We start from the raw sequence: 24,304 nt of genomic DNA on the forward strand, positions 1-24,304 counted from the left end.
CCACCCCCGGGGCGCCTGCGCCGGGTCATTCACTGCCCGAACAAGTAACTACCGCGGCGCCACACCACACCCCCGGAGACGGACACCCGAGGGCCGCCGCCGCCCGGCAGCAGCTCGCCGGGTCACCAGGCCATCTCACCGTGACGGTCGCGGAAGGTTCCCGTCGGTCCGTCCGCCCCGATGGCGGCGAGTTCGACGATCGCGTCGGTCCCCTCGGTCACTGTCTGCGGGCCGCTGTGCCCGTTGAAGTCGGTCGCGGTGTAGCCCGGGTCGGCCGCGTTCACCTTCACGTCCGGCCAGGACTTCGCGTATTGCGTGGTCAGCATGGTCACGGCAGCCTTCGACGCCGTGTAGAGCGGCGCGAGGTTCCTCGACTCGACGCGCTCTGCGTCGTGGGTGGCCGCGAACGATCCCATACCGCTGGACACATTGACGATGACCGGGGTCGCGGACTTGCGCAGCAAAGGCAGGAACGCGTGCGTCACCCGGACGATCCCGACGACATTGACCTCGAACACCTCACTGGCGTCAGCGGCCGTGATCTGATCGGCGGGGCTGTGCGTCCCGAAGACGCCTGCGTTGTTGATCAGGACGTCGATGCCGCCCTCGCGAGCCTTCACATCGGCGGCGGCCGCAGCCACCGACGCGTCATCCGTCACATCGATCTGGACGAAACGGGCACCGAGTGCGTCGGCGGCCGCCCGGCCGCGCTCCGGATCACGCGCACCGATGAGGACCGTGTGGCCGGCCTCGATCAAGCGGCGGGCGGTCTCATACCCGAGGGACTTGTTGGCTCCTGTGATGAATGTGGTCGTCATGCGTCCCACTCTCGGCCCGTGACGAGAGGACAACCAGTGCTCTCCGTGACGGTAGGACAGCCAGTACCAGGCACGACGACGGCCAGGCGGACACAATGGCCGAGTGGACGAGACCCTGGGCACGGCACTGCACCGCTGGCGCGACCGCCTTTCTCCCGCCGACGTCGGACTGACCTCACGGCCCGGACGACGCGCGGTGGGGCTGCGCCGCGAGGAACTGGCCGAACTCGCCGGGCTGTCGGTCGACTACGTGGTCCGCCTGGAACAGGGACGCGCCAAGAGCCCATCGGCGCAGGTCGTCGCGAGCCTGACCAGGGCACTGCAATTGCAGCCCATGGAGCGCGATCACGCCTACCGGCTGGCCGGCCTCCTGCCTCCCCAGGAGGGAACGGTCTCCACGCATGTTCCGGCCGGGGTCCAACGGATGCTGGCCCGCCTCGGGGAGTTCCCCGTGGGTGTGTTCAGCGCCGACTGGACCTTGCTTTCCTGGACCCCCGCATGGTCAGTACTGATAGGCGACCCCAGCACACGGACACACGACGACCGCAACCTGGCACGAGCGGTCTTCGCCACAGGGCCCAGCCGGCTCGCGTCCTGGCCCGTGCTCCAGGACGACGACGCCCTGAAACTCGCCCTCGTCGCCGACCTGCGCACAGCTCTCATCGACTACCCCCGCGACCGCGGCCTGACCGACCTCGTCGAGGAACTGGGTTCGACCAGCGCGGAGTTCGCCCGTCTGTGGGACGAGGGCACGGTCGGCCCGCACGTCTCGGCCCGCAAGACCGTGGTACACCCCCAGGTGGGTGAGGTGATCTGCGACTGCGACGTGCTCACCGTCCCAGGCTGCGACATCCGACTCGTCGTCTACACGGTGGCCGCGGGTTCCGCCGATGCGGAAAAGCTGGAGTTCCTGCGGGTCACCAACGGCGTCCGCGCCGAGGGCTCCTCGCCTCCGGGGCCCGGTCTGTTCTCCACGCCGTAACGATCGGGCCGGCCGGATCTCGTCCAGCAAGCAGAGGTCAGGTCCGTCAGTGAAAGCGACCGCTCACGGCTCTCATCATGGACGTGCGCATGCCGCCGACGCGGTTGATCGGCGGCGGCCGGCCTGATACCGCCGAGGCGCCCGCGGTAGTCTCGCGCTCTGGCGAGCGCAGGCACCTCTGCTGCACTCATCAGGTCCCTCCGCCGTAGCCACCGTCGCGGCGACGTGATCGACCGGACAGCTCCTACGAGGCGCTCCAGCGGGGCGCAGCCGAGGTAACGCAGGAGGACCGCCACGTCGTCGTCGCCCTGCTCGGGCACCAGGGCGGCGACGTACGCGCCGCGGGGGCGCAGCGACTCGACGATCTGGGGTAATCCCCCTGCCGCGTACGGCAGTTACCCGGATGGGACAGCCTCCCGCAGTCGGTCACGCTGCTGCACATGAAGCACATCACGAAGACCGCCGCACTGATCGCCGCCGCCGGTGTCGTCCTCGGTCTGGCCGGGCCGGGCAGCGGTGCGGCCGCCGCTGATGGCGAGTCCCTCGAGTGGACCAAGTGCGAGGGCACCGGCCTCGACCCCCGTCAGCGGTGCGCCACCGTCGACGTGCCCATGGACTACTCCGACCCCGACGGGCGGAAGATCCAGATCGCCGTCTCCCGTATCCCGAGTGAGAATCCCTCCGCTCGCCGGGGCGCGCTGTTGCTCATCCCGGGCGGGCCCGGCGGGGTCAGTCTCGAGGATCCGTCCGGCAAGGGGCAGACGCTGCCGCAGGAGGTGCGGGACGTCTACGACCTGATCGGCTTCGCGCCGCGGGGGATGGCTCCCTCCAGTGCCGCGGAATGCGGGCTCGAGAGCAAGGACCTCGCCCTCGCCAAGCTGCCCTGGCCCGCCCCGGACGGCTCCGTCACCGAGACCATGACCACCGCCCGGCGTATCGCCGACGCCTGTGCCCGTAACGGCGGTGAGCTGATACGGCACCTCAGCACGGCCAACGACGCCCGCGACCTGGACCGCGTCCGGGCCGCGCTGGGCGAGAGCCGGATCTCCGCGTGGGGCGACTCGTACGGCACCTACGTCGGCTCCGTCTACAGCCAGTTGTTCCCGCACCGCACCGACCGCATCGTGCTGGACAGCAACAACAACCCCGACCACACCCGCGTCGGACGCGCCTGGCTCGCCGCGTTCGAGACCGGCGTGGAGGACAACTTCCCGGAGTTCGCCAAGTGGGCGTCCCGGCCCGGGAAGTACCGGCTGGCCCGTAAGGAGGCCGACGTACGGCCCCTCTTCCTGCGCCTGGCCGAACGGCTCGACCGCGAGCCCCTCCCCTGGCCCGGTGCCGAACCGGCGGAGCTGAACGGCAACGTCCTGCGCCAGACCATGCTGACCAGCCTGTACGACCCCGACGACTACCCCGTGCTGGCGGAGATGATCCTCGCCGCCCGCAAGGGCACCGTGCCGCCCGTGCCCGAGGCTCCGGACGAGTCGATGATGCAGAACGCCGCGGCGGTCGGCGCCGGCATCCTCTGCAACAACGTCTCCTGGCCCAAATCCGCCGCCCACTACCAGAAGAGCGTCGACGAGAGCCGCGCCGAGTTCCCGCTGACGGCGGGCATGCCGCGTGGCCCGATGCTGTGCGCGGCCTGGCCGTACGAGCCGCGGGAGCCCGCCGTCCGGATCACCGGCCGCGGGCCGTCCAACATCCTGCTCGTCCAGAACGAGCGGGACGTCGCCAGTCCGCTGAGCGGGGCCCGCGAGCTCCGGCGTGCCTTCGGCGACCGGGCCGTCATGGTGACGGTGAACTCCACGGGCCACGGCGCCTACCTCGTCAACGGCAACGCCTGCGGCGACCGGACCGTCTCCCGTTTCCTGGCGACGGGCGAGCGCCCCGGCCGGGACATCTACTGCGCCTAGCGTTGAGCCAGCGGCGCCGGGGCCTCCTGGACGGCCCAGCCGTTGCCGTCGGGGTCCTGGAAGAAGAGGAAGGAGTTCCAGCTCTCCTCGCCCCGGCCCTCCGCCCAGCCGGGCCCGCTCACGTGCAGGACCGGCGATACCTCCACCCCGCGTCCCACCAGCTCCGCCCTGGCCTTCTCGATGTCCGTGACGCAGAGCTGGAGGCCCTGCAGCGCCCCCGGGGCCATGCGCGGCTGCCCCGGTGGGTCCGGCATGCCGGACTCCAGCACGATGGAGCAGCGGGAGCCGGGTGCGGTGAGCTGGACGAAGCGGCCCACGCCCTCGAAGAACGACGCGTCGATCTCGGCGCGGAAGCCGCACCGGTCCACGTAGAAGGCCTTGGCCCGGTCCAGGTCGGTGACCGGTACGGCGACCACCTCAAGGGTCCATTCCATAGGCGCACCTCCTCGGCCATGGTCCCCCCGAGACGCGGACCGCGCCCGTCAGCCGTGTCGGCCGTACCGGCGGGCCACCGCGTGGAACGCCTCCTTCGGCTCCCAGTGCCAGCCGGAGGCGGGGTCCTCCGGACGGTCCTTGATCGCCTTGGTGATGGCGTACGTCGCGATGTCGAGGTCGAGCCGGGGCTCGTCCGGGCGGTGCGGGGCGTCCGCGCTGATGAACTCGAAGGTCATCGCCCCGTACAGGCCCATCGACGCGAAGACGTCCAGCAGCTCGCCCACGTACTCGGCCTGGACGCGCTCGCTGCGGACCAGGTCCCCCTTGATCTCCGGCGGTTCCTTGTCGTAGTCGACGATGTCCCAGCCCATGCCGCCCGTCTCGGGGGCGCCGACATACGCGCACGTGCCGAACTCGGTGATGGCGAGCGGCTTGCCCCACCGCAGGTACTGCTTCAGCTCCCGGACGTGGTCGGACCGCTTCTCGAAGTACGAGTAGTAGTCGATGCCGACGATGTCGAAGAGGCTCCAGTCCGGGTCGTCGATGCTCTGTGCGGCGGCATAGCTGAGGTTGCCCTTGAAGACGGAGCGGCCGACCTTCGCGGCCTTCGCCGTGAACTCGGCGAGGCGGCGCAGCGTCCGCGGCCAGTCGACCGTGCCGTTCTGGAGGTGCCTGATGCGTTCCAGGGCCGTGTCGCCCGGCAGGATGCCGGGGACGAACAGCCAGAACTCGCAGCCGACGCTGAGGTCGACACTCGCGCCCTGCCGGCGCAGCCGCTCCGCGAACCGGCCGGTCTCGGCGAGGTGTTCCAGGATGTCCCGCTGCGGGGCGTCCCCGAGGGTCGGCTGCAGCCAGATGTGCAGCCCGCGTTCGGCGGCCTCGGCGGCGGTGGCGGTGAGCCGTTCGACGCCGTCCCCCGTGACGTCGATGGTGTCGGCGTGCAGGTCGTCACGGATGGCCCGCACATCCGCCCGCATCCGGCGCGCGCTCCACGCGGTGCCCGGTGTCTCCCCCGCCCCGACGGTGTAGACGACGCCTTGTCGGCGCAGCCCCCGGCCGTGCCCGGCTTCCGTCGCCAGGGCCTGCCCGGCCGGTCCCACCGCCCCGGCGACCCCCACCGCCGCGGCCCCGGCCCCGGCCAGGAACTTCGCCCGGCTGATCCCCTTTACCTGCTTGATCCCCTTGGTCTCTTCCATATCGGTCACTGTGCCGACGCGGATGCCGGGTCCGCTGTCGGCCGTCGGTCTACGGCGGCGCGACCAAGGTATGAGGTGCCGCGACCGAAGGAGAGGCTCGGCTGTCAGCCGAGCCCGATGGCGAGCGCCGCTCCTGTGACCTCTTTCGTGAGGTAGTGGGTGGCGTCATGAGCCTGGGACCCATTGGGCACGAGGTGACAGACGATGCGCGGGCCGAAGCACGGCCGGAGATCCTTTACGAGCGCGACGACATCCCGCGCATCGGCGACGTTCGTCCACGTCGTCGAGGAAGGCCCTGGCCACGCCCCCATGCCGCTGACGGGCACGGGATCGATGTGGTCGAATATCAGGTTGCGTATGCCGAGCGGCGAACCCAGGGTGACAAAGGACCGGACCGAGTGCCCCGGCTCCGCACACAACGCCTCGTAGGCCACGACGCTGCCGAGCGAATGCGCCACGACGACTCGCGTGTCGGGGCCGATGAGCGCTCGTACGCGATCACGCGCGCGGGTGCGCAGTTCGGGATCGGTGAGGTAGCGGTGCGTCTGCTTCAGGTCGGAGATCATTGCCTTCTCGGCGAGTCCGGCGAAGAACCTGGACTGTGACAGGGCGAGCAGCGCGGCCTGCACGGTGCGGCTTGTGCCGGACAAGAGATTCTGGGTTTCCGGAGCCACTATCTGTGGTTCGGCCGCCGCGGCATGGCTCCACCACCCCATCAGGAACTCCGTCTCCCAGCCGGGGGACACGTCCCACCAGCCCAGGTGGGGCTCGTCCCCGTCCAGCCGTTGCCCGGGCGGAAGGAAGAGGTCTCCGTAGAAGGCCATCGCCACCTCCGTGTCCGCGACTTGTGCCGTCCCACCGGCGCGGGTCAATCCGTCGCGCAGCGCCGGAACCCACTGGCCCAGCAGAGTCTGTTCGCCGGCCTGCTGTTTCCCCACTCCGTGCACGCAGACGATGCGCGCCATGTCGTCCTCCCCGACAGGCCACATGCCGACTAGCGGCGAGCGAACAGACTGGTCATTCCCAGCTCGAACGCGAGGACCTCGTGGCCTGTGCCGACGACGAAGTCCCCGTCCGTGGTCAGTGAGACGGCCCGTGCGGGGTAGGGCGTGGCCCAGCACAGCAGTTCCGCCCGCCTGCGCAGGTCCCATGCACGCACGGTGTAGTCGTCGCCCACTGTCACGGCTACCGGAACTCCGTCGACACGCCGAGCCGCCACGGCGTTCACCACGCCGGTGTGTCCGGCGAAGCCGGCCACCTCCTCGCTGGTCCGCAGGTCCCACACCCGCATGGCTCCGTCGTCGCCGACGGTGACCGCAAGCTCCCGGTCGTCAAGCCGCGTGCAGGCGACTCCGCGAGCCACACCGGAATGGGCCTGATGAGAGGAGAGTCGACGTCCGGTGAACAGGTCCCAGGTGCACAGCAGCCCGTCATCACCGACGGTGACGACGGCGTGGCGGCCGTCGAGTCGGGTGCAGACGACCGCATTGACGACTCCGGAGTGGGCGGTGGCGGAGACGAGCTGCTCCCTCGATCTCAGATCCCAGGCGCGGAGGACACCGGAGGCGTCGCCGGTCACAGCGATCGGACGGCCCTCGGCCGTGGTGGTGTCCAGGCCCCAGATCCAGTCCTCGTGTCCGTGCAGCGCTGTCTCGTGCCGACGATCCGTGAGGTCCCAGAGGTGCAGCGCGTAGTCTCCCCCGCCTCCCACGACGGCTACCGGGACCCCGTCGACCATCGCGCAGGCTACGGCGTTGACCGCCCCGGTGTGCCCGGTCAGCACCGCTTTCTGCGCTCCTGAACGCGCGTCCCACATGCGAACCGCCCCGTCTCCGTCGCCGCCCACCGTGAGCGCCACCGACGAACCGTCCACCACCGCGTGTGCCACGGACCACAGCCAGCCGGTGTGGCCGCGGAACCCTCCGGAGGACGCCGTCGATCCTGGCCCCGGGTCTTCGACGAGTACGGCTTCTCCTTCGCCGGCGTGCGGTTCCATCACCCATCGCTGTGTGCCCGCCCGAACGTCCCAGACCTGGACCGAGCCGTCGGCTCCGCCGGTCACCGCCATCGGGACTCCGTCGATCACGGCGGCCGCGACCGCGTTGACGGCGCCGGCGTGCCCTTCCAGCACGGCACTTGGTGTGCCCGATGCCAGGTCCCAGACACGGACGGTGTAGTCGCCGCCGCCTACGACCGCGAGCGGCCGGCCGTCGGCGATCACGCAGGCCACTCCGTTGACCCAGCCGGTGTCACCGCTGAGCGTCGACAGTTCCGCACGCCGGTCGAGGTCCCACACGCACAGATGCCCGTCGCCACCACCGCCCGAAACCGCCACGGGCACGCCGTCGACGCGGGTTGACGACACGGCCCAGACCCAACTGGTGTGACCGTGGAACACCGTGCGTTCGACGCGATCCTGCAGGTCCCACAGGCGCACGGAGCCGTCGGCTCCCACACTGACCGCGTGAGGTACGTCGTCCACCGTCGTACAGGCGACTCCGTTCACGGCTCCCGGATGGCCTACCAGGGAGGCCAGTTGATCCCCCGTGGTGAGATCCCACAGACGTACCGCCGCATCGCCGCCACCGACGACCGCGACCGGTGCCCGGTTCACCGTCGTGCACGCCAGTCCGTTGACCGCACCGCCCTGGCCGCTCAGTACCGCGAGGCTCTCACCCGTCGACAGGTCCCATACCCGCACGGTGTAGTCGTCGCCCCCGGTCAGTGCGACGGAAGTGCCGTCCACGTGGGTGCAGGCGACGGCGTTGATGGCTCCCTGATGGCCGGAGAGGACGGAGCGCAGCTCACCGGTACGCAGATCCCATACCCGCACCAGGCCGTCGGTGCCCCCGCTGACGGCGACGGGACCGCCGTCGGCTTCGCCGCAGGCGACCCCGTTGACCGCTCCGGTCCGTTCCTGCGAGTCACGTGTGATCTGACTGTCGGTGGCCCACACCGGGCGCCAAGGAGTGCTCCGGCTGAGCCGGCGGGCGAGGTCCCGGTCCTTGAAGCGCAGTGCGTCGATCGCCAGGAGTTCCCGGCGGATCTGCGGACTGGCGCGACGATGGTCGCCGGCGGAGGTGCGGTAGAGGTCGGCCAAACGGAGCGCGGATTCCGTCGTCAGCCTTTCCAACGCGGGCAGCAGGGGCGTCGGCTCGGCATGGACGAGGAACTCATGGTCGGCCATGAGTTCGTCCAGCTCGCCCGAGATGGACGCGTGGGTGGCGAGATGGCTCAACGTGTACGGATGCGCACGTGGCCAGTCGAGGGTCCGGTACGGACTGCGCGGCACCAGACGCGTGAGCACCTCGACGTACGCCCGCTGGGCTTCCCGTGCGTCGGAGTCCCGTCGCAGATGCTCGGCCAGGGCCTGGTGGTAGAGGCGGTAAGCCGAGTGCCCGGACTCGGTCGCCTCCACCACGTACCGGCCCGTGGAGCGCTGGAGCCACAGCAGATCCTCGTCGTTGTAGCTGTGCCCCGACAGGCGTGAAGCCAGCGCTCCCCAGACGTCCTCCCACGGCAAGCCCTGCCCCTCGGCGTAGGCGAGGGGTCGCAGGAGGTCCCGGGCGCGATCCGCCTCCGGGCCGAGGCGCTCGTCCAGGTCTTGTGCCATGGCCGAGTCGGCGGTCCGCGGCAACGCCTGGGACCACTCCGGGTCCTGTGGATCGGCGAGGACGTCCTGTGCGGCGAGGGTCCCCGAGACGATGCGCGCCACCAGGAAGCTGGGAAACGCCGCATCGGCCACGGCGTGGGCGACCTGGATCACCAGGGAGGGAGGGGCAGTGGCATAGGGGCTGCCCGGCTGAGACTCGGTGAGTCCGCGCCGGGCGTAAGCACCGAGCGCCGCGCGGTCGGCGTAGGTGTCGTTGTCGAGATCAACGATCTCGACGTCCGTCTGCAGATGCCGGAGCAGATGTGGTCGCGTGCCGAGGAGCAGCCGCAGGTTTCCGTTGCTGAACCGGATGAGCGGCTGGATCAGTTGTGTGGTCAGCGTGTCCGGCGAGGCCGCTTCGTCGAGGGCGTCGATGATCACCGTGAAGGGCCGGTCCCGCGCCGTCAGTGCGTCCAGCAGGGTGCCCACGGTGGGGGCCCTGACCTGTGCCGCGGCCGCGAGCCCGTTGAGGATGTCCTCGTCAGTCAGGGATTGGGCGTAGATGACGACGTCGACGGAGCCGGGGCGGGGCACGGCTCGTTCCGGCAGTTCGAGGAGGTGGACGGGCACGCTGTGGTGACGTTCCGTGTTCGTGAGCGCCGCGATGAGGCCAAGGACCGCTGTCTTGCCCGAGCCGGGCCCGCCGGTCACGACCACCGACGGCCGTAGCGCATCGGGGTCCCGCAACCAGTCGGTGAGCTCGGTGAGCGTTCGTCGTCGGCCCGTGAACCACCAGCCTCCCTCGTCTCCGAAGGAGGCTTTGGCACGGACCAGCATGCGCCGCGCCAGCTCCGTTTCCCGGCGCACTGCCTGGGCCTGCCATTCGATCGCCTGCTGCATCGCCAGATCCGCTTCGAACGTGCGGCTGTGCCGCCGGGGATTCGGGAAGAAAGCGGGCACGTCACCGAGCATCTTGGCCGCATGCCACTCGATGCTCTGGGTGGGTGGCCGTTTGATGTTCGCGTTCATGTGTGCGACGAGGGAGCCCAGACTGAGGTGCTCGGGCTTCTCACCCGCCGTGGCAAGGCTGTCCACTGCCGCGGTGAGCAACTCGGGAAAGGCTTCCACCAACGCGGACTGGGCCGGCTGCGCGGAGGCGACGAACGCGATCCCCGCGTTGTCGTTGTCCGGGCTGCGGCGCAGGCTCTCCACGGCCGCGGCCACGGCGTCCCCCGTGCCCTGGCCCGCGTGACAGGTGTCGAGCAGGAAGAGCAGTTGCTTGATGTCCGTGTCGTCGAGCAGCACTGAGGCGATCTGGGAGGTCGGCAGGGCCTGTTTGGGTCTGGACAGGTCGCAGTCGGCGGGAAAGAACATGTGCCGGCGCGGCGACGAGCCGAGCAGTTGGCCATGCCCTGCGAGATAAACGGCGACGATGTCGTCCGGACGCCGGTCCGGGGCCGTGGCGAACCGCTCCAACTGGTCCAAAAGGGCGTTCCGGTCGGGGTCCAGCCCGAGATCGCTGACGTGTGTGTAGCCGAGGCGTGTGGTGAAGAGGTCGATGATCTTCTGCCGTGCGCTGACGAGGCCGGGTCGGTCACCGGCGGGCGAGCGGGGCAGGTGGGCCACAGCCGTGGCGATGAGGAGTCGCCGGGGCTTCGGCGTGCCCGGCGGGTCAGTCGGGGACACCGGCGCACGCTCCTTCCGCCGCCTGGCGTCCGTCCAGGATGTCGCACACCGCCCGGGCCGCTGCCATGCTCGCCGCCTCGTTGGCGTCCGCCGTGTTGTAGGCCATGGTCGGTACGGCCAGGAAGCGATCGGTCCCGAGCGCCATCAGCGCCTCCCACGCGGACCCCCGCCCCCGGCCGTCGAAGGCGCAGCGCAGGTCCTTGTCCGCTACGGCGGCCAGGAGTGCCGACAGGTCGACCAGATCCGGGTGGACCGTGTTCACGAGCAGGGCGCCGGGCCGCATCAGCGCGAACTCGCGTGCCGAGAGTTCGGGACCCTCGCCGGGAGCGGGCCCGGGGCGATGCAGCGACACGATGTCACTCGATCGCAGCAGTTGTGACTTCGGGCAGTGCCGTATCCCGAGTTCCGCCTCGGTCTCCGGGGCCCGGCGCGGCGCCGTGTAGCTCACCTCCATGCCGAGGCCGAAGCGGGCGATCCGTGCCACCTCTTTCCCGATCCTGCCCAGCCCGATGACGCCGAGACGCTTCCCGGCCAGTGTGCGGCCCACCGGGGCCGGGGCGCTGTGCGTCTGCTCCGCCGCGGCGGCCACGGAGACGAACGAGCGTGACAGCGTCAGCATCAGAAGCAGCGTGAACTCGGCCACGGACCGGGTGTTGGCTCCCGGGGTGCTCACCACCTCCATGCCCAACGCCCGGGCCCGACGCCATCCCGGCACGTAGAGCCGGAAGTCGGTACCGACGAAGGCCACCGCTTTCAACCGGGCGGACGACGCGAACACCTTGTCGGTGGGCGTCTCGTAGCCCCCGATCAGATAGCCGACGGCCCCGTCCAGAGCCGCGATCAGCTCGCCCTCGGTGAGGTCGTCCCGCCTGACCCGGCGAGGCGTGTAGGCGCGTGCCTTCACGTACTCCACCGTCGGATCGGGCACGAGGTCGGTGCCCGTGATGAGGATCTCTGGCTCAGGCATGGGTTCCTCAGGATCAAGGGGTGGGCAGGGGCAGACCTCGCGGGGCCTTACGGGCCGGTCCGCAGGGCTGAGACGAAGATGTCGGCGCCGCGCTGGAACTCCTCGGGATCACGCAGCAGCGCCAGGCGCACCCACTCCCCCGTGGGCGGATTCCCGGCGCCGTCCGCGGCCCAGAAGAAGGGCTGCCCGGGCAGTACCTGAAGCCCTTGGTCACGGCACCGGCCCAGAACCCGGTCCCGGTCGGGCCCGATGCGCAGCCATTCGACGCTGAGCGCGGAGTCCCGGCCCGGGGAGGTGTCCGGCAGGCATCCGGTCCGGCCGCACGCCGCCAGCATCTCGCGCAGCACGGTGCGGTTGCGGCGGGCGAGGGCGCGGGCACGCCCTATCTCGTCACAGTCGGGCGGCATGGTCAGGATGGTCGTCAGCAACCGGAGGTCGAGGCAGGACACATTGAGCAGACAGTGGCTGACGACCTCCGAGACCGGTTCCCGCAGCCGGTGGGTGACGGACAGCACGCTGGCCTTGGTGTCCTGGAGGGACACGGTCTTGCCCGTGTCGTCGACGGTGACCGCGTCCGCGCCCGCCTCCTCCGCCAGGGCGATCAGGTCGACACAGGCCGTGGGTTCCAGCAGACGGAACGAGGCGTCCACGACGATCAGGACACGACGTTCCGCGCCCCACTCGACAAGGCGCCGCACAGCGGCCCTGTCCATGGCCGTACCCGTCGGGTTGTTCGGCATGACGAGAAAAAGGGCGTCGAGACCCAGCCGGTCCAGCTCGTCGAGATCGGGTTCCGGCATCACCCGTTTCTCGGGTACGGCGACCAGTTCGACACCGGTCATGGACATGAGGGCCGGGAGATTGTCGAAGGTCGGCGTGATCATTCCGGTCCGGTATCGCCGGACAGAAAGGTACTTGGCCATGATGTCGACGCCGACGGAGGCGGAATAGACGATGTGTGACGAGTGGGCCGCATACTGTTGGCCGGTGTGTTTTCCGAGCGCTGACAGGAATTCACGCTCGACGCGGTGAACCAGACCGTGCCGCTCATCCTTCAGAGCCTCCGCGAAGGCGCCCTCCAGGGCTCTCAGCGTTCCTGGATGCAGGGTGTGGTTCGCGTGCCCGTCGGCGAGGTCGAGGCGGGACACTTGAGCCATCAGCTCGAATTCCGTGAGATTGCGCGGCGTTTGCGAACTCATCGTCAGAACCGGCAGACCACGAGGGAGAGTGTGCCGGTTCCGGAGAAGTCGCCGGTCGCCAGGACCTCGACCACGTCAGCCGCCGTCTCGCCCTGGATACGCTCGGACAGGACGGCCAGCCTGTTCCCGGTGCCGTAGTCGCCGGGCTCGTGCTCGACGACGGCGGTTCCGTGCACCGCGACCGATTCCATGGCCTGGAGAGCACCGACGACGAGGTCGCAGTAGCCTCGAGGCTGGCCGGTCCGGGCATCGGCACGTCCCCGGTTCGGCGCCGTGGAGAGGATGTCGGACGCCTCGGCGCGCAGGGACGGCGGCACATCGGGGCCATGCCAGTTGCCGTAGAACGGCGGCGAGGTGAACATCACCGCCTCCGTCTCGGGAAGCCTCAGGTCCGCCCAGTTCGCCGGGTCGGTGGAATCCCCGCACACCACTGTGCTGCCGGGAACCGGTGCCGGCGCGCGGGTCAGGTCGGCCAGGATTTGATCCTCGCTCAGTTCTCCGCCTCCCTCTTCCTTCTGTAACTCCCGGATCAGCCGGAGGCATCGGAGCCGCGGTTCGTCGTGTTTTTCGGGCGGCCGAGGCAGATCGGCGCCGTGGGAGGGCCCGCACTGGGTTTTCGCGAGGCTGACGCAGGCGAGCACCGGGTCGATCTCCACGCCTGCGAATCGAATGCCGAGCAATCGGGCCGCCGTGGAGGAACTTCCCGCGCCGCAGAAGGGGTCGATCACCACCGAAGGTACGGCCGGGGCGAGATCGCTTATCGTTCTGGCGATCACACGGGCGTTCCCACTGTTGGAAGCGGTGAACCATCGGTCGACCGGCTCGTCACGATCCGGCAGGTATTCCTCGAGGCAGCTGGGGTTTCCGTACGCGCGGACCACCTGTGCCATGAGCCCCCCTCGTATCAGCGCTGCGCAGCCCCAGTACGCCAACCCACCTGCCTGGCAAGGGAACTATAGGGACAGGCGACCGTCAAGACGGCCGATGACCGGCCTCGCGACGCCCGCAGGCCAGCAGCATGCCCGTGTGACCGGAATGAATGAGACCGTCGGCCCGCTCCCAGCGATGAATGCTCAAATCCTCCGCGTGATCCACCAGAGCGTCGCGCACCTGCCCTTCATCAACGTCGTGCGCAGGGAAGTGATCCGCCCCTATGCGGAATCCACTGGAGTGTTCCATGAAAGCCGCGGCGAAGGGGGCGCCGGGCTGCAGAGCATTCATGAAGCACGCCACCGCATCGCGGAACCCCTCGGGCGTCATGGTGATCGACTCGGCCAAGAAGAACATCGTTCCCATGGACCAGCGCCCCGAGCAGCTCCGGAGATCGAAAATGCTCGCTGCATCCACGGTGACGGCCGCCCGGAAGGAACTCCTCGGCCCTGCCTCGGGCTGGTACGCCTGATGGCTGCTCAGGAGGTCCCAGAACTGATCCCAAAGCGCATCGTAGGAAGGCAGCTGTTCGGTGAGGTAGTGCACGTTCGCAGGACTCACATCGAACAGGGAGACATGATCACACCAGGGGAGCATGACGAGCGCGGGGTAGAGGTTGGGGCCGGAGCCGATGTCTATTCCCTCGCACCGTTGCCTCCCACGACGTCCTTGGAAATGGTCACTGAAATGATCGCGGACCTTCGCGATGATCGACGCGTCATTGGGGTTCATGACAAGGTAGTTGCTGGTGAGGTAATCGTGAGGTTCGAACGATTCCCAGGCAGGCTGAAGCTGTGACCGCATGCTTCAAGGTAGCGATCTCGCGGTCCGTACGCGCTAAAGTATCGGCCCCATGACAGCCGGTTGGAGACATGGAATCCAGATTGCTCTTTCGTACCGCCACTGAAGAGGATCTTCCACACATCGCGCAACTGGACCGAGAGGTCTTCGCGGACGTCGCCTATCCCTTCTTCGTCCTACGCCAGCTGTTCGACGCCGGATTCACTCTCGTCGTCGTGGACGACAGCGAGAGGATCTGTGCGTACGCCCTGGCCGTGGGGAGCGGAGACAGGGGATGGATCCTCGCCTTGGCCGTCGCCCCGCGTCGGCGAGGGGCGGGCCTGGGGCGCGAACTGATGCGGGAAACGCTCTGCCACCTGCGGAGCCTGAGAGTCCGGGAGGTTCTGCTGAGCGTCGAACCCGCCAACGCCTCCGCGATCAGCCTCTACCGATCCCTGGGGTTCGCTGAAAAAGAAGGGACGGCTGGTCCCACCAGGAACTACTTCGGTCCTGGCGAAGATCGCCTCATCATGAGCTTGACTCTGTGACCGGTCCGGCCCGACCCGTCACCGCCCGAACTTCCTCACATACCGCCGCTGCCAGGGCGTCTCCACCGCCCGCCGGTCGTAGTGCCGCCGCACATACGCCACCGCCTCCTCCCCCGGCACCCCGTCCAGCACCGCCAGACACGCCAGGGCCGTGCCCGTGCGGCCGCGTCCACCACCGCAGGCGATCTCCACGCGCTCCCCGGCGGCCCGTTCCCACGCGTCGGCCAGCACCACACGGGCGGCCGGCCGGTCCGACGGGAGGCGGAAGTCGGGCCAGCGGATCCAGCCCGATGCCCAGGGCACCTCGGGTGGCTGGCTGCCGAGCAGGTAGACGCCGTAGGAGGGAACGGGCGCGCCGGGGTCGAGGGGGTGTCGGAGGCCTCGTCCCCGTACCAGCCGGCCGGAAGGCAGTCTCAGGACGCCGGCGTCACTCTCGTTCCACAGTTCGGTCACGCCCCTCATCATGCTCCGCGGCCGCTCGACCGGGAGCCGCATCACCTCGCAGCGAAATCATTCCGGAGCGGAATCACCCCACCCCCCGCGACTCCTCCGCCGCCCGCGCCTCGATCCCCCGGAAGTGGACCGCCATCGCCCGCTGCGCGCCCTCCACATCGCGGGCGCGGAGGGCGGTGACGATGTCGCGGTGGCGGCGGACCGTGATCTCGGGGGTGGGGTCGTCGGTCCAGCCTCGGGCGCCGGAGACTCGCCGGAAGACCGTCCAGAAGGCGCCGAGGAGCTGGGGGACGAGGGCGTTGCCGAGGGAGGCGTACAGGGCCTCGTGGAACTCGCGGTCGAGGTCGGGAAAGGACCGGGCCATGGCACTGGCCGACTCCATGCGGGTCACCACGCCCTCCAGCCTGTCCAGTTCCGCCTCGGTGACCGTCGCGGCGACCCGGCGGATCAGGCCCTCCTCCAGCACCTCGCGGACCTGGAGGATCTCGGCGAGGGCGGCGGTGTCGTCGTCGTGCCGGGCCAGGGTGCGGAAGGTCAGGCCGTCGACGAGCGGGGTGAGGGAGGCCTTGCCGACATAGGTGCCGTAGCCGTGTCTGATCTCGACGATGTCGAGGGCCTGGAGGGCCTTGAGGGCCTCGCGGACGGAGTTGCGGCTGACGCCGAGGGACTCCATCAGTTCGGCCTCGGTGGGCAGCGGCGCGCCGGCGGTGAGTCTGCGGTCGAGGATGAGCTGGACGACCTGGCGCTGTATCCGGCTGGTCCTGGGCTCCTCGGACATGCGCCGCATCGTACGCGCCTCGAACGTCCCACGTCCCACCTCTGGCGGTACCCAGTGCCGAGCCCGTCCTGATAGGCCGTCAACTCATGCCATTTCACAGTGTCATTGGTGCGACCTCTGGCAGATACGCCATTCGTGTGCGACCCCTTGACCGCCCCCACGCCCCCTCCTATGGTCGCGCTGACCGGCAGGACGTAGGACGTCGTATCTCCCGCCCCTTCACACCCTTTCCAGACCTCTCCGCTGGAGGACCCGTGCGCGACGTGACCCACGACGTACCGGCGCCGCACCGCCGGACCTTCCTGAAGTACACCGGCGCGCTGGGCGCGGCCGCCGCCGTCTCCGCGTCGTTGTCGGCCTGTTCGTCGGGGCCGGAGTCCACCAACGAGACCGGCGGGGGCGACGGCCAGGACCGGACGCTCACCGCGGTGATCGGCTACGGCAACGACGGAAGCTGGGACCCGACCCAGACGGCGTCCGCGTTCTGCATGGCCGCCAACAACCACATCTACGAGGGTCTGCTGGACACCGATCCGATCTCCCGCGAGCCGTACGCGGCCCTGGCGACCGAGGTGCCGAAGGACCCGGACAGCACGTCCTGGAAGTTCGCGCTGCGGGCCGGTGCGAAGTTCCACGACGGGAAGCCCGTCACCGCCGACGATGTCGTGTTCGTCTTCGAGCGGATCCTCGATCCGGACACCCAGACCCTCGCCAAGGGGTTCTTCGCGAGTTGGCTGAAGGAGGTCCGGAAGATCGACGCGCAGAACGTGGAACTCGTGCTCAAGTTCCCCTTCCCGGACGGGCTCTCCCGGCTGACGCTCGCCAAGATCATGCCGAAGCACGTGTTCTCCGTGCCGGGTGGCTGGGACGAGGCCATCAAGGGCAAGGCGATCGGCTCGGGGCCGTATCGGCAGACCGCTCACCATCCGAAGTCGAACACCACCTTCGAGGCGTTCGCCGGCTACAACGGGCCGCGCAAGCCCGCCTTCCGGAAGATGAACTGGCTGACGATCGTGGACGCCGCGCCCCGCGTCGCGAAGATCTCGGGGTCGAGCGCGGGGGCGCAGATCGCGGACAACATCCCGTACGCCAACATCGGCCAGTTGGAGAGCGGCGGTCTGACGGTCGCCGGCGGGGCCGGGATGAACAACCTGTTCCTGATGTTCAACACCAAGCACAAGCCCTTCGACGACGTGCGCGTGCGCCAGGCCCTGCACTACGCCATCGACACCGAGAAGATGGTGGAGGTCGCGCTCAAGGGCCGCGGGAAGCCGGCGAGCTCCTTCCTCGACGAGAGCAACCCGTCCTACCGCCGGGCCAAGTCCGTCTACGACTACGACCCGGACAAGGCGAAGGCGCTGCTCAAGGCCGCCGGGGTCAAGGGGCTGAGCGTCGAGATCCTCGCCGTGAACGTGAGCTGGATCGTGGACTGCCTGCCGACCATCAAGTCCTCCTGGGACGCGATCGGTGTCCGCACGACCCTGTCGCCGCAGGAGACCACGGCCGTCTTCACCAAGATGGACCAGAAGCAGGACTACCAAGTGGTGGCCGCCGCCTCCAACCCCAACCAGTTCGGCCTCGACGCCGATCTGATCATGCATTACAACTACGGGCCCGAGAACCTGTGGATGCAGTACACGCGGTGGGCGGGCAACTCCGTCGCCAAGGCGCTCTTCAGGGACATGGACCGGGCCACCCGGGAGCCGGACGCCGGGAAGAAGACGACGATGGTCCAGGACTACATCGACGTCGTCGCCGAACAGGCCGTGCTCTACCCGGTCGTCCACAACGAGCTGATGACGGCCTGGAACCCGAAACGGCTCAGCGGGATAAGGCCGCAGCCGTACCCCGGAATCAACCTCCTCCAGGCCAAGTGGGCCTAGCGGACAGGAGGGCCTTCGCCACGTGATCGCCGTCGTACGGATTCTGCTCCGCCGTATCGCCCTGCTCGTGCCGCTGATGCTCGGCATCGTGCTGTTCGTGTTCCTGGTGATGCGGTTCTCGGACGTCGACCCGGCGTCCGCGTTCTTCCAGGGCGCCAACCCGACACCCCAGCAGCTCCACGACTTCCGGGAGGAACACGGCCTGCTCGACCCGCTGCCCGTGCGCTACGTGGACTTCGTCGCCGACGTGCTGCACGGCGACATGGGCACCAGCGCGCTGACCCGGGCGCCGGTGATCGACCAGGTCACCACCGCGCTGCCGCTCACCCTCCAGCTCACCTTCCTGGGCCTGGGCATCGCGGTCGTCCTGTCCCTGCTGGGCGGGGTGACCGCGGCGATCTACCGGGACCGGCTGCCCGACCAGATCATCCGGGTCGTGTCGCTGACCGGCGTCGCCGCGCCCGGCTTCTGGCTGGCGCTGCTGATGATCCAGTATCTGGCGGTCGACCTGGGCTGGTTCCCGACCGGCGGCTACATCAACCCGGCCGACTCCTTCACGGGCTGGCTGAAGACCATGACGCTCCCCGCCTTCGCCCTCTCCCTGCCGGTGGCGGCACAGTTGACCCGGATCGTGCGGACGGCCGTGGTGGAGGAGCTGGACAAGGACTACGTACGGACAGCGATCGGGAGCGGGCTGCCGCCCCGGGTCGTGGTCGGGCGGAACGTCCTCAGAAACGCCCTGATCAATCCCCTCACCGTGCTCGGCCTGCGGGTCGGCTATCTCCTCGGCGGCGCGGTCGTCATCGAGACGATCTTCTCGCTGCCCGGCATGGGCAAGCTGATGATCGACGCCGTGAAGAACGGCGATCCGGCCGTCGTCCAGGGCGTCGTCCTGACCACGGCGGCCGGGTTCGTCGTCGTGAACCTCGTCATCGACGTCCTCTACCTGCTGGTCAATCCGCGACTGAGGGATGCGACCACATGATGACCCGCAAGAGCCTCACCGAGACGCTGTCCCGGCCCGGTGTGCGGCTGCGCGGCTGGCGCCGGCTGCCATTGCTGTCCAAGGTCGCCGTCTGCTTCCTGGCGGTCGTCGTCCTGATGGCGCTGCTCGCTCCGGTCCTCGCCCCGCACGACCCGCTCGACCAGCAGCCGCCGGTCGACGGCACGGGGCATCCCTCCGCCGCGCACTGGATGGGCCAGGACAGCCTCGGCCGGGACATCCTCAGCCGGCTGATGTACGGGGCGCGCTGGTCGCTCGCGATCGGGCTCGGCGCCACCGGTCTGGCGCTGGTGGTCGGCGCGCTGCTCGGGGCGATCGCCGCCACCTCGCGCAAGGCGGTCGACGAGACGCTGATGCGCTGTCTGGACGTCGTGATGGCGTTCCCGGGCATCGCGCTGGCCGCCGTGCTGGTGGCGGTGTTCGGCGGTGGCATCACGGTGCTGATCTGCGCGATCGCGTTCCTGTTCACGCCACCGGTGGCACGGGTCGTCCGGGCGAACGTCCTCGATCAGTACGGCGAGGACTATGTGACGGCGGAACGGGTGATCGGCGCCCGGACCCCGCACATCGTGCTGAAGCACGTGGCGATCAACTGTGCCGCGCCGGTGCTGGTGTTCTGCACGGTCCAGGTCGCCGAGGCGGTGGTCTTCGAGGCGTCGCTGTCCTTCATCGGGGCGGGTGTACGGCCGCCCGACCCGTCCTGGGGCAGTGTCATCGCGGACGGCAAGAACATGGTGCTGACCGGCGGCTGGTGGGCGACCGTGTTCCCCGGGCTGCTGATGCTGGTCACGGTGCTGTCGCTGAACATCCTGTCCGAGGGCGTGTCCGACGCCTGGGCGGCCCCGTCGGCGCGGGAGGTGGACGCGCCCGGCGACGACCGGCTGCAGGCTCCGGAGCCCGGCAGCGGGGAGGTCGTGCAACTGCCCGGGCTCGCGGAGGCGGCCCGGCGGCTGCGGGCCCGGGCCCGCCGGCTGCCCCGGGACGGTCAGCCCGTGCTCGCGGTGGAGAACCTCGCGATCGGCTTCGACCAGCGGCACGGCGGCGTGGACATCGTGGACGGCATCAGCTTCGAGGTGCATCCCGGTGAGGTGCTGGGCCTGGTCGGCGAGTCGGGCTGCGGCAAGTCGCTGACCGCGCTGGCGGTCATGGGCCTTCAGCCGAAGGGGGCGCGCGTCAGCGGACAGGTGCGGTTCCGGCAGCGGGATCTGATCGCCGAGCCGATGCGCGTACGCCGCAAGCTGCTGGGCCACGAGATGGCGATGATCTACCAGGACGCGCTGTCGTCGCTGAACCCGGCGATGACGATCCGCGCCCAGCTCAAGCAGGTCGTCAGGCGCGGCGGGCGGCGCAGTCCGGCCGAGTTGCTGACGATGGTCGGCCTCGACCCCGAGCGCACCCTGCGCAGCTACCCGCACGAACTGTCCGGCGGGCAGCGCCAGCGCGTCCTGATCGCCATGGCCCTGTCCCGCGACCCGAAGCTGATCGTCGCCGACGAGCCGACGACCGCCCTCGACGTGACCGTGCAGGCCCAGGTCATAGAGCTGCTGCTGCGACTGCGCGAGGAGCTGGGCTTCGCGCTGGTCCTCGTCTCGCACGACCTGGCACTGATCGCGGACGTCACCGACCGGGTGGTGGTGATGTACGGCGGGCAGATCGTGGAGACGGGCGTGACCGCCGACCTGGTGGAGGCACCGGCCCACCACTACACGCGCGGCCTGCTCGGCAGTGTGCTGTCGCTGGAGTCGGCGCAGGAGCGGATGACGCAGATCAAGGGCGTCGTGCCGTCTCCGGCCGACTTCCCGGCGGGCTGCCGGTTCGCGGACCGGTGCCCGCGCGCGAGCGAGATCTGCCGTACGACCGCTCCGGTCCTGGCCGGCCCCGAGGCACACACGGCGGCCTGCCATCACCCGGCCATAGAGCTGTCGGCCACCGAGCCCGAGGCGGTGTCATGAGCGAACTGGTCGAGCCGCCCGGTCCGGCCCTGGTGGAGCTGGCGGAGGCGCATGTCGTCCACAAGGCCCGCAGCGGCGGCCTGTTCACCCGGGACCGGGTGTACGCCCTGACCGGCGCCGACCTGGCCATCGCGCCCGGCGAGACCGTCGGTGTGGTCGGCGAGTCGGGCTGCGGGAAGTCCACGCTGGCGAAGGTGCTGGTGGGGGTGCAGCGGCCGACCCGAGGGATGGTGTCGTTCCGGGGCCGGGACCTGTGGGCGATGCCGGCCGCCGAGCGCCGACGGGCCGTCGGCAGCAGTACCGGCATGATCTTCCAGGACCCGTCGACGGCCCTGAACCGCCGTCTGCCCGTCCGGCAGATCCTGCGGGACCCGCTGGATGTGCACGACCGGGGCACCAGAAGCCAACGCGAGGACCGGGTGCGGGAGTTGATGTCCCTCGTCGGTCTCCCCCGGGCCCTCGCCGACGCCCTGCCGGGCCAGTTGTCGGGCGGGCAGCGGCAGCGCGTCGCGATCGCCCGGGCGCTGGCGCTGGACCCGGACCTGGTCGTGGCGGACGAGCCGACGAGCGCCCTGGACGTGTCGGTCCGGGCGCAGATCCTCAACCTCCTGCTGGATCTGAAGGAACGCCTGGGCCTGGCCCTGGTCTTCGTCTCGCACGACATCCAGACGGTGCGGCGGATGAGCGACCGTGTGATCACCATGTACCTGGGCCGGATCGTGGAGGAGTCCCCGGCCGCCCTGGTGACCGACCGGGCCCGGCACCCGTACACCCGCGCCCTGTTCTCCGCCACGCCCGGCCTGCTCGACCCGATCGACCCGATCCCGCTGGTCGGTCCGGTGCCGTCGGCGACGCGCCCGCCGAGCGGCTGCCCGTTCCGGACGCGCTGCTGGAAGGCGGACGGGACGTGCGCGGAGGCGATGCCGGACTTCTCGGCCGCGTCGGCCCCCGCCCACCGCTTCCGCTGCCACCATCCTGTCCAGGAGGACGAGTCGACCCGCGACCTCGTCCGCCAGAGCGCCCCGATGGAGGCTCCATGACCCTCACCCCGCTGACCGGTGTCATCCCGCCCGTGTGCACGCCCCTGACACCGGACCGCGAGGTGGACGTCCCCTCGCTGCTCAGGCTGGTCGACCATCTGCTGGCCGGCGGGGTGAGCGGACTGTTCGTGCTCGGCTCGACGTCCGAGGCGGCATATCTGCCGGACCGGCAGCGCAGACTGGTCGTCGAGTCGGTCGCGGCCCACGTGAGCGGACAGCTCCCGGTGCTGGCCGGGGCGATCGACATGACGACGGCCCGGGTCCTGGACCATGTCGCGTCGGTGACGGAGGCCGGAGCGGACGCGGTCGTCGTCACCGCCCCGTTCTACGCCCGCACCCACCCGGCGGAGATCGCCCGCCACTACCGCGCGGTCGCGGCCGGCAGCCCGGTCCCGGTCATCGCCTACGACCTTCCCGTCGCCGTCCACACGAAGCTGCCCGCTGACGTGGTCCTGGAACTGGCCGCCGACGGTGTCCTGGCCGGGCTGAAGGACTCCAGCGGCGACCTGGCCGCCTTCCGCCAGGTCCTGACCGGCGCCCGGGACCGCCAGGGCATCACCGGCTTCAGCGTGCTGACCGGCTCCGAGCTGATCGTCGACGCGGCGCTCGCGCTCGGCGCGGACGGGACGGTGCCCGGCCTCGGCAATGTCGACCCGCACGGCTACGTCCGCCTGGACCGCCTGTGCCGTTCCGGGGACCGGGAGGAGGCCCGTGCCGAACAGGAGCGGCTGTGCGCCCTGTTCGGCATGGTGTCGGTCGGCGACCCGGCCCGAATGGGCCCCGGTTCCTCGGCGATCGGCGCCTTCAAGGCCGCGCTGCACCTGCGGGGCGTGATCGACTGCCCGGCGACGGCGGAGCCGCAGGTGCCGCTGTCGCCGGACGAGGTGGAGCGGGTCGGGAAGTACCTGGCGGCGGCCGGGCTGCTCTAAAGGTCACCGACGAGAAGGCGGCGGAACTCGATCGTCTCGTAGGTCCCCTGGGCTCCCGTCTCGTAGAGGATCCCCACCGTCTTCCGGCCGAGCGGCACCAGGTCGGAGTAGGCCGCGGGCTGCTGGGAGAGCGTCAGCGCCTTGGTGAACGTGGCGCCGCCGTCGGTGCTGCGCCAGAGGGCCATCGCCCGGCGAGCGGTGGGGACGGACGGGCCGGAGAACAGCAACGGCGCGCGCTTTCCGGCGAGTTGCAGGACGCTGCCCTGGACGACCGGGACGTCGTTCAGGGTGGGCTGCACGGTGTACGGCCGGTCGAGGGACCGGCCGCCGTCGCGCGAGTGGCTGTCGAGACGGTTGCCGGGGCTGGTGCCGTGCTGGTCGCGGGCGTTGAAGTAGACCCTGCCGTCGGGGAGCTGGGCGGCGATCGACTCGTTGGCGTTGTTCACCCCGTCGTAGGAGTCGTCGACGAAGCCCGTCCGCCAGGTCCTGCCGCCGTCGTCGCTGAGGAGCGCGTGGGCGCCGTAGTGGCGGGGCTCCTGGCCGGTGTCCGGGGAGCCGGCGGGCGGGGCCGCCGAGTGGTTGGCGGGGACGACCAGCCGGCCCGCGTAGGGGCCCTGGGTGAGGGCGATCGCGTGGCCGGGGCCGGTCGCGTACCAGCGCCAGGACGGGCGCTTGACCTGCGCGGTGATCTCGCGGGGTGCGGTGAAGTGCCGGCCGTCGTCCCGGCTGTGCTGTACGAACACCCGGCGGCTCTGCTCGGGCGTGACCTCGCCCCGCATGATCTGGGCCTCCGTCACCTTGCCGCTGTTGTAGGAGGTGAGGAGCACGACCGCGCCGGTGCGCGGATCGACGACGGGTGCCGGGTTGCCCCGGGTGTCGCCCTTCCCGGCGGCGACGACGGTGAGCGGACCCCAGGTGCAGCCGCCGTCCGCCGAGCGTCTGAGGACGACGTCGATGGCGCCGGTGTCCCCCGCGCCGCCGCGTCTGCCCTCGGCGAAGGCGAGGACGGTGCCCTTGCCCGTGGGGACGGCGGCGGGGATGCGGTACGTGTCGTAGCCGCCCTCGCCCGAGACGTACGGGACGGACGACGTGCAGCCGGGGGCGGCCGAGGCGGTGGTCGTCGCGGTGAGGCCGGTGAGGCCGGTGAGGAGGACCGTGGTGACGAGGAGGGTGCGGCTGACGAGTCTCATCCTGCTCCTGAAACGGGGGCGTCGGACCGT

Annotated in this window: 20 protein-coding genes; 8 read left to right on the plus strand and 12 right to left on the minus strand. The window is 70.0% G+C overall.

Translation table 11 applies throughout. The features are described from left to right. Positions 1-122 precede the first annotated feature (122 nt). Positions 123-818: an SDR family NAD(P)-dependent oxidoreductase gene (locus tag ACFTZL_RS06935; protein ID WP_382579216.1), complete on the minus strand. Its 696-nt coding sequence runs from the start codon at positions 816-818 to the stop codon at positions 123-125. A 103-nt stretch (positions 819-921) separates the two neighbouring features. Here ACFTZL_RS06935 and ACFTZL_RS06940 point away from each other — a divergent pair, with 103 nt between their 5' ends. Together ACFTZL_RS06940 and ACFTZL_RS06945 are read left to right on the plus strand one after the other, a co-directional pair. Beyond that, positions 922-1,800, plus strand: coding sequence for a helix-turn-helix transcriptional regulator (locus ACFTZL_RS06940; protein WP_382579217.1), 879 nt, complete (start codon positions 922-924; stop codon positions 1,798-1,800). A gap of 440 nt (positions 1,801-2,240) precedes the next feature. Then, the gene (locus ACFTZL_RS06945; protein WP_382579219.1) at positions 2,241-3,713 is read left to right on the plus strand and encodes an alpha/beta hydrolase; all 1,473 of its coding nucleotides are present in this window, start codon (positions 2,241-2,243) and stop codon (positions 3,711-3,713) included. Here the strand turns inward: ACFTZL_RS06945 and ACFTZL_RS06950 are convergent. The 8 genes from ACFTZL_RS06950 to ACFTZL_RS06985 all read right to left on the minus strand — a co-directional run bounded on the left by ACFTZL_RS06950 (position 3,710) and on the right by ACFTZL_RS06985 (position 14,522). Beyond that, positions 3,710-4,147 carry a VOC family protein gene (locus ACFTZL_RS06950; protein ID WP_382579220.1) on the minus strand — a complete coding sequence of 146 codons (438 nt, stop codon included), beginning with the start codon at positions 4,145-4,147 and terminating at the stop codon, positions 3,710-3,712. The two genes, ACFTZL_RS06945 and ACFTZL_RS06950, sit on opposite strands and share 4 nt — an antisense overlap. A 48-nt stretch (positions 4,148-4,195) precedes the next feature. Beyond that, positions 4,196-5,344: an abortive phage infection protein gene (locus ACFTZL_RS06955; RefSeq protein ID WP_382579221.1), complete on the minus strand. Its 1,149-nt coding sequence runs from the start codon at positions 5,342-5,344 to the stop codon at positions 4,196-4,198. Positions 5,345-5,448: 104 nt separating this feature from the next. After that, the gene (locus tag ACFTZL_RS06960) at positions 5,449-6,309 is read right to left on the minus strand and encodes a hypothetical protein (RefSeq protein ID WP_382579222.1); all 861 of its coding nucleotides are present in this window, start codon (positions 6,307-6,309) and stop codon (positions 5,449-5,451) included. A 29-nt stretch (positions 6,310-6,338) separates the two neighbouring features. After that, positions 6,339-10,622 carry a caspase family protein gene (locus ACFTZL_RS06965; protein ID WP_382579224.1) on the minus strand — a complete coding sequence of 1,428 codons (4,284 nt, stop codon included), beginning with the start codon at positions 10,620-10,622 and terminating at the stop codon, positions 6,339-6,341. Continuing rightward, a complete protein-coding gene (locus ACFTZL_RS06970) occupies positions 10,609-11,589 on the minus strand; it encodes a 2-hydroxyacid dehydrogenase (protein ID WP_382579225.1) in 981 nt (326 codons plus the stop codon). Before ACFTZL_RS06970 ends, ACFTZL_RS06965 begins: the two co-directional genes overlap by 14 nt. 47 nt (positions 11,590-11,636) lie before the next feature. Continuing rightward, positions 11,637-12,473, minus strand: coding sequence for an aminotransferase class I/II-fold pyridoxal phosphate-dependent enzyme (locus ACFTZL_RS06975; RefSeq protein WP_382579226.1), 837 nt, complete (start codon positions 12,471-12,473; stop codon positions 11,637-11,639). Between the two features lie 317 nt (positions 12,474-12,790). Further along, positions 12,791-13,720 (minus strand): hypothetical protein, encoded by a 930-nt coding sequence (locus ACFTZL_RS06980; protein ID WP_382579227.1) that lies wholly within the window; start codon positions 13,718-13,720, stop codon positions 12,791-12,793. A 40-nt stretch (positions 13,721-13,760) separates the two neighbouring features. Continuing rightward, the gene (locus tag ACFTZL_RS06985) at positions 13,761-14,522 is read right to left on the minus strand and encodes an SCO2525 family SAM-dependent methyltransferase (protein ID WP_382579229.1); all 762 of its coding nucleotides are present in this window, start codon (positions 14,520-14,522) and stop codon (positions 13,761-13,763) included. Positions 14,523-14,590: 68 nt separating this feature from the next. Between ACFTZL_RS06985 and ACFTZL_RS06990 the strand changes: the two genes are divergently transcribed. Then, positions 14,591-15,046: a GNAT family N-acetyltransferase gene (locus ACFTZL_RS06990; protein ID WP_382579230.1), complete on the plus strand. Its 456-nt coding sequence runs from the start codon at positions 14,591-14,593 to the stop codon at positions 15,044-15,046. 18 nt (positions 15,047-15,064) lie between these two features. Here the strand turns inward: ACFTZL_RS06990 and ACFTZL_RS06995 are convergent, their stop codons facing one another. Both ACFTZL_RS06995 and ACFTZL_RS07000 read right to left on the minus strand, forming a co-directional pair. Beyond that, positions 15,065-15,499, minus strand: coding sequence for a protein phosphatase (locus ACFTZL_RS06995; protein WP_382579232.1), 435 nt, complete (start codon positions 15,497-15,499; stop codon positions 15,065-15,067). A gap of 73 nt (positions 15,500-15,572) precedes the next feature. Continuing rightward, a complete protein-coding gene (locus ACFTZL_RS07000; protein ID WP_382579233.1) occupies positions 15,573-16,286 on the minus strand; it encodes a FadR/GntR family transcriptional regulator in 714 nt (237 codons plus the stop codon). Between the two features lie 245 nt (positions 16,287-16,531). Here ACFTZL_RS07000 and ACFTZL_RS07005 point away from each other — a divergent pair, with 245 nt between their 5' ends. From ACFTZL_RS07005 to ACFTZL_RS07025, 5 genes are read left to right on the plus strand one after another with little or no spacing between them, the layout of a single operon-like run. Continuing rightward, entirely contained in the window at positions 16,532-18,160 is a 1,629-nt protein-coding gene (locus ACFTZL_RS07005; protein ID WP_382579234.1) for an ABC transporter substrate-binding protein, read from the plus strand. Positions 18,161-18,182: 22 nt separating this feature from the next. Continuing rightward, complete coding sequence (locus ACFTZL_RS07010; RefSeq protein ID WP_382579235.1) at positions 18,183-19,145, plus strand: ABC transporter permease; 963 nt, start codon at positions 18,183-18,185, stop codon at positions 19,143-19,145. Continuing rightward, a complete protein-coding gene (locus ACFTZL_RS07015; RefSeq protein ID WP_382579237.1) occupies positions 19,142-21,115 on the plus strand; it encodes a dipeptide/oligopeptide/nickel ABC transporter permease/ATP-binding protein in 1,974 nt (657 codons plus the stop codon). The genes ACFTZL_RS07010 and ACFTZL_RS07015 overlap by 4 nt, the downstream gene beginning before the upstream one ends. Further along, on the plus strand, positions 21,112-22,155 hold the full coding sequence (locus tag ACFTZL_RS07020; protein ID WP_382579239.1) for an oligopeptide/dipeptide ABC transporter ATP-binding protein: 1,044 nt from the start codon (positions 21,112-21,114) through the stop codon (positions 22,153-22,155). The genes ACFTZL_RS07015 and ACFTZL_RS07020 overlap by 4 nt, the downstream gene beginning before the upstream one ends. Further along, entirely contained in the window at positions 22,152-23,084 is a 933-nt protein-coding gene (locus ACFTZL_RS07025; RefSeq protein ID WP_382579240.1) for a dihydrodipicolinate synthase family protein, read from the plus strand. The genes ACFTZL_RS07020 and ACFTZL_RS07025 overlap by 4 nt, the downstream gene beginning before the upstream one ends. On the opposite strand, the gene ACFTZL_RS07030 is transcribed toward ACFTZL_RS07025, so the two are convergent. Then, on the minus strand, positions 23,081-24,274 hold the full coding sequence (locus ACFTZL_RS07030) for an exo-alpha-sialidase (RefSeq protein ID WP_382579242.1): 1,194 nt from the start codon (positions 24,272-24,274) through the stop codon (positions 23,081-23,083). The genes ACFTZL_RS07025 and ACFTZL_RS07030 overlap by 4 nt on opposite strands. Positions 24,275-24,304: the final 30 nt, after the last annotated feature.

Source organism: Streptomyces sp. NPDC056948 (assembly GCF_042674225.1).
Taxonomy (GTDB): Bacteria; Actinomycetota; Actinomycetes; order Streptomycetales; family Streptomycetaceae; genus Streptomyces; species Streptomyces purpurascens.

What these genes read in the sequence shown, in the direction of transcription:
- ACFTZL_RS06935 (WP_382579216.1), bottom strand. Translation starts at nt 818, where the DNA reads ATGACGACCACATTCATCACAGGAGCCAACAAGTCCCTCGGGTATGAG.
- ACFTZL_RS06945 (WP_382579219.1), top strand. Translation starts at nt 2,241, where the DNA reads ATGAAGCACATCACGAAGACCGCCGCACTGATCGCCGCCGCCGGTGTC.
- ACFTZL_RS06950 (WP_382579220.1), bottom strand. Translation starts at nt 4,147, where the DNA reads ATGGAATGGACCCTTGAGGTGGTCGCCGTACCGGTCACCGACCTGGAC.
- ACFTZL_RS06955 (WP_382579221.1), bottom strand. Translation starts at nt 5,344, where the DNA reads ATGGAAGAGACCAAGGGGATCAAGCAGGTAAAGGGGATCAGCCGGGCG.
- ACFTZL_RS06960 (WP_382579222.1), bottom strand. Translation starts at nt 6,309, where the DNA reads ATGGCGCGCATCGTCTGCGTGCACGGAGTGGGGAAACAGCAGGCCGGC.
- ACFTZL_RS06970 (WP_382579225.1), bottom strand. Translation starts at nt 11,589, where the DNA reads ATGCCTGAGCCAGAGATCCTCATCACGGGCACCGACCTCGTGCCCGAT.
- ACFTZL_RS06975 (WP_382579226.1), bottom strand. Translation starts at nt 12,473, where the DNA reads ATGATCACGCCGACCTTCGACAATCTCCCGGCCCTCATGTCCATGACC.
- ACFTZL_RS06985 (WP_382579229.1), bottom strand. Translation starts at nt 14,522, where the DNA reads ATGCGGTCACAGCTTCAGCCTGCCTGGGAATCGTTCGAACCTCACGAT.
- ACFTZL_RS06990 (WP_382579230.1), top strand. Translation starts at nt 14,591, where the DNA reads ATGGAATCCAGATTGCTCTTTCGTACCGCCACTGAAGAGGATCTTCCA.
- ACFTZL_RS07000 (WP_382579233.1), bottom strand. Translation starts at nt 16,286, where the DNA reads ATGCGGCGCATGTCCGAGGAGCCCAGGACCAGCCGGATACAGCGCCAG.
- ACFTZL_RS07015 (WP_382579237.1), top strand. Translation starts at nt 19,142, where the DNA reads ATGATGACCCGCAAGAGCCTCACCGAGACGCTGTCCCGGCCCGGTGTG.
- ACFTZL_RS07020 (WP_382579239.1), top strand. Translation starts at nt 21,112, where the DNA reads ATGAGCGAACTGGTCGAGCCGCCCGGTCCGGCCCTGGTGGAGCTGGCG.
- ACFTZL_RS07025 (WP_382579240.1), top strand. Translation starts at nt 22,152, where the DNA reads ATGACCCTCACCCCGCTGACCGGTGTCATCCCGCCCGTGTGCACGCCC.
- ACFTZL_RS07030 (WP_382579242.1), bottom strand. Translation starts at nt 24,274, where the DNA reads ATGAGACTCGTCAGCCGCACCCTCCTCGTCACCACGGTCCTCCTCACC.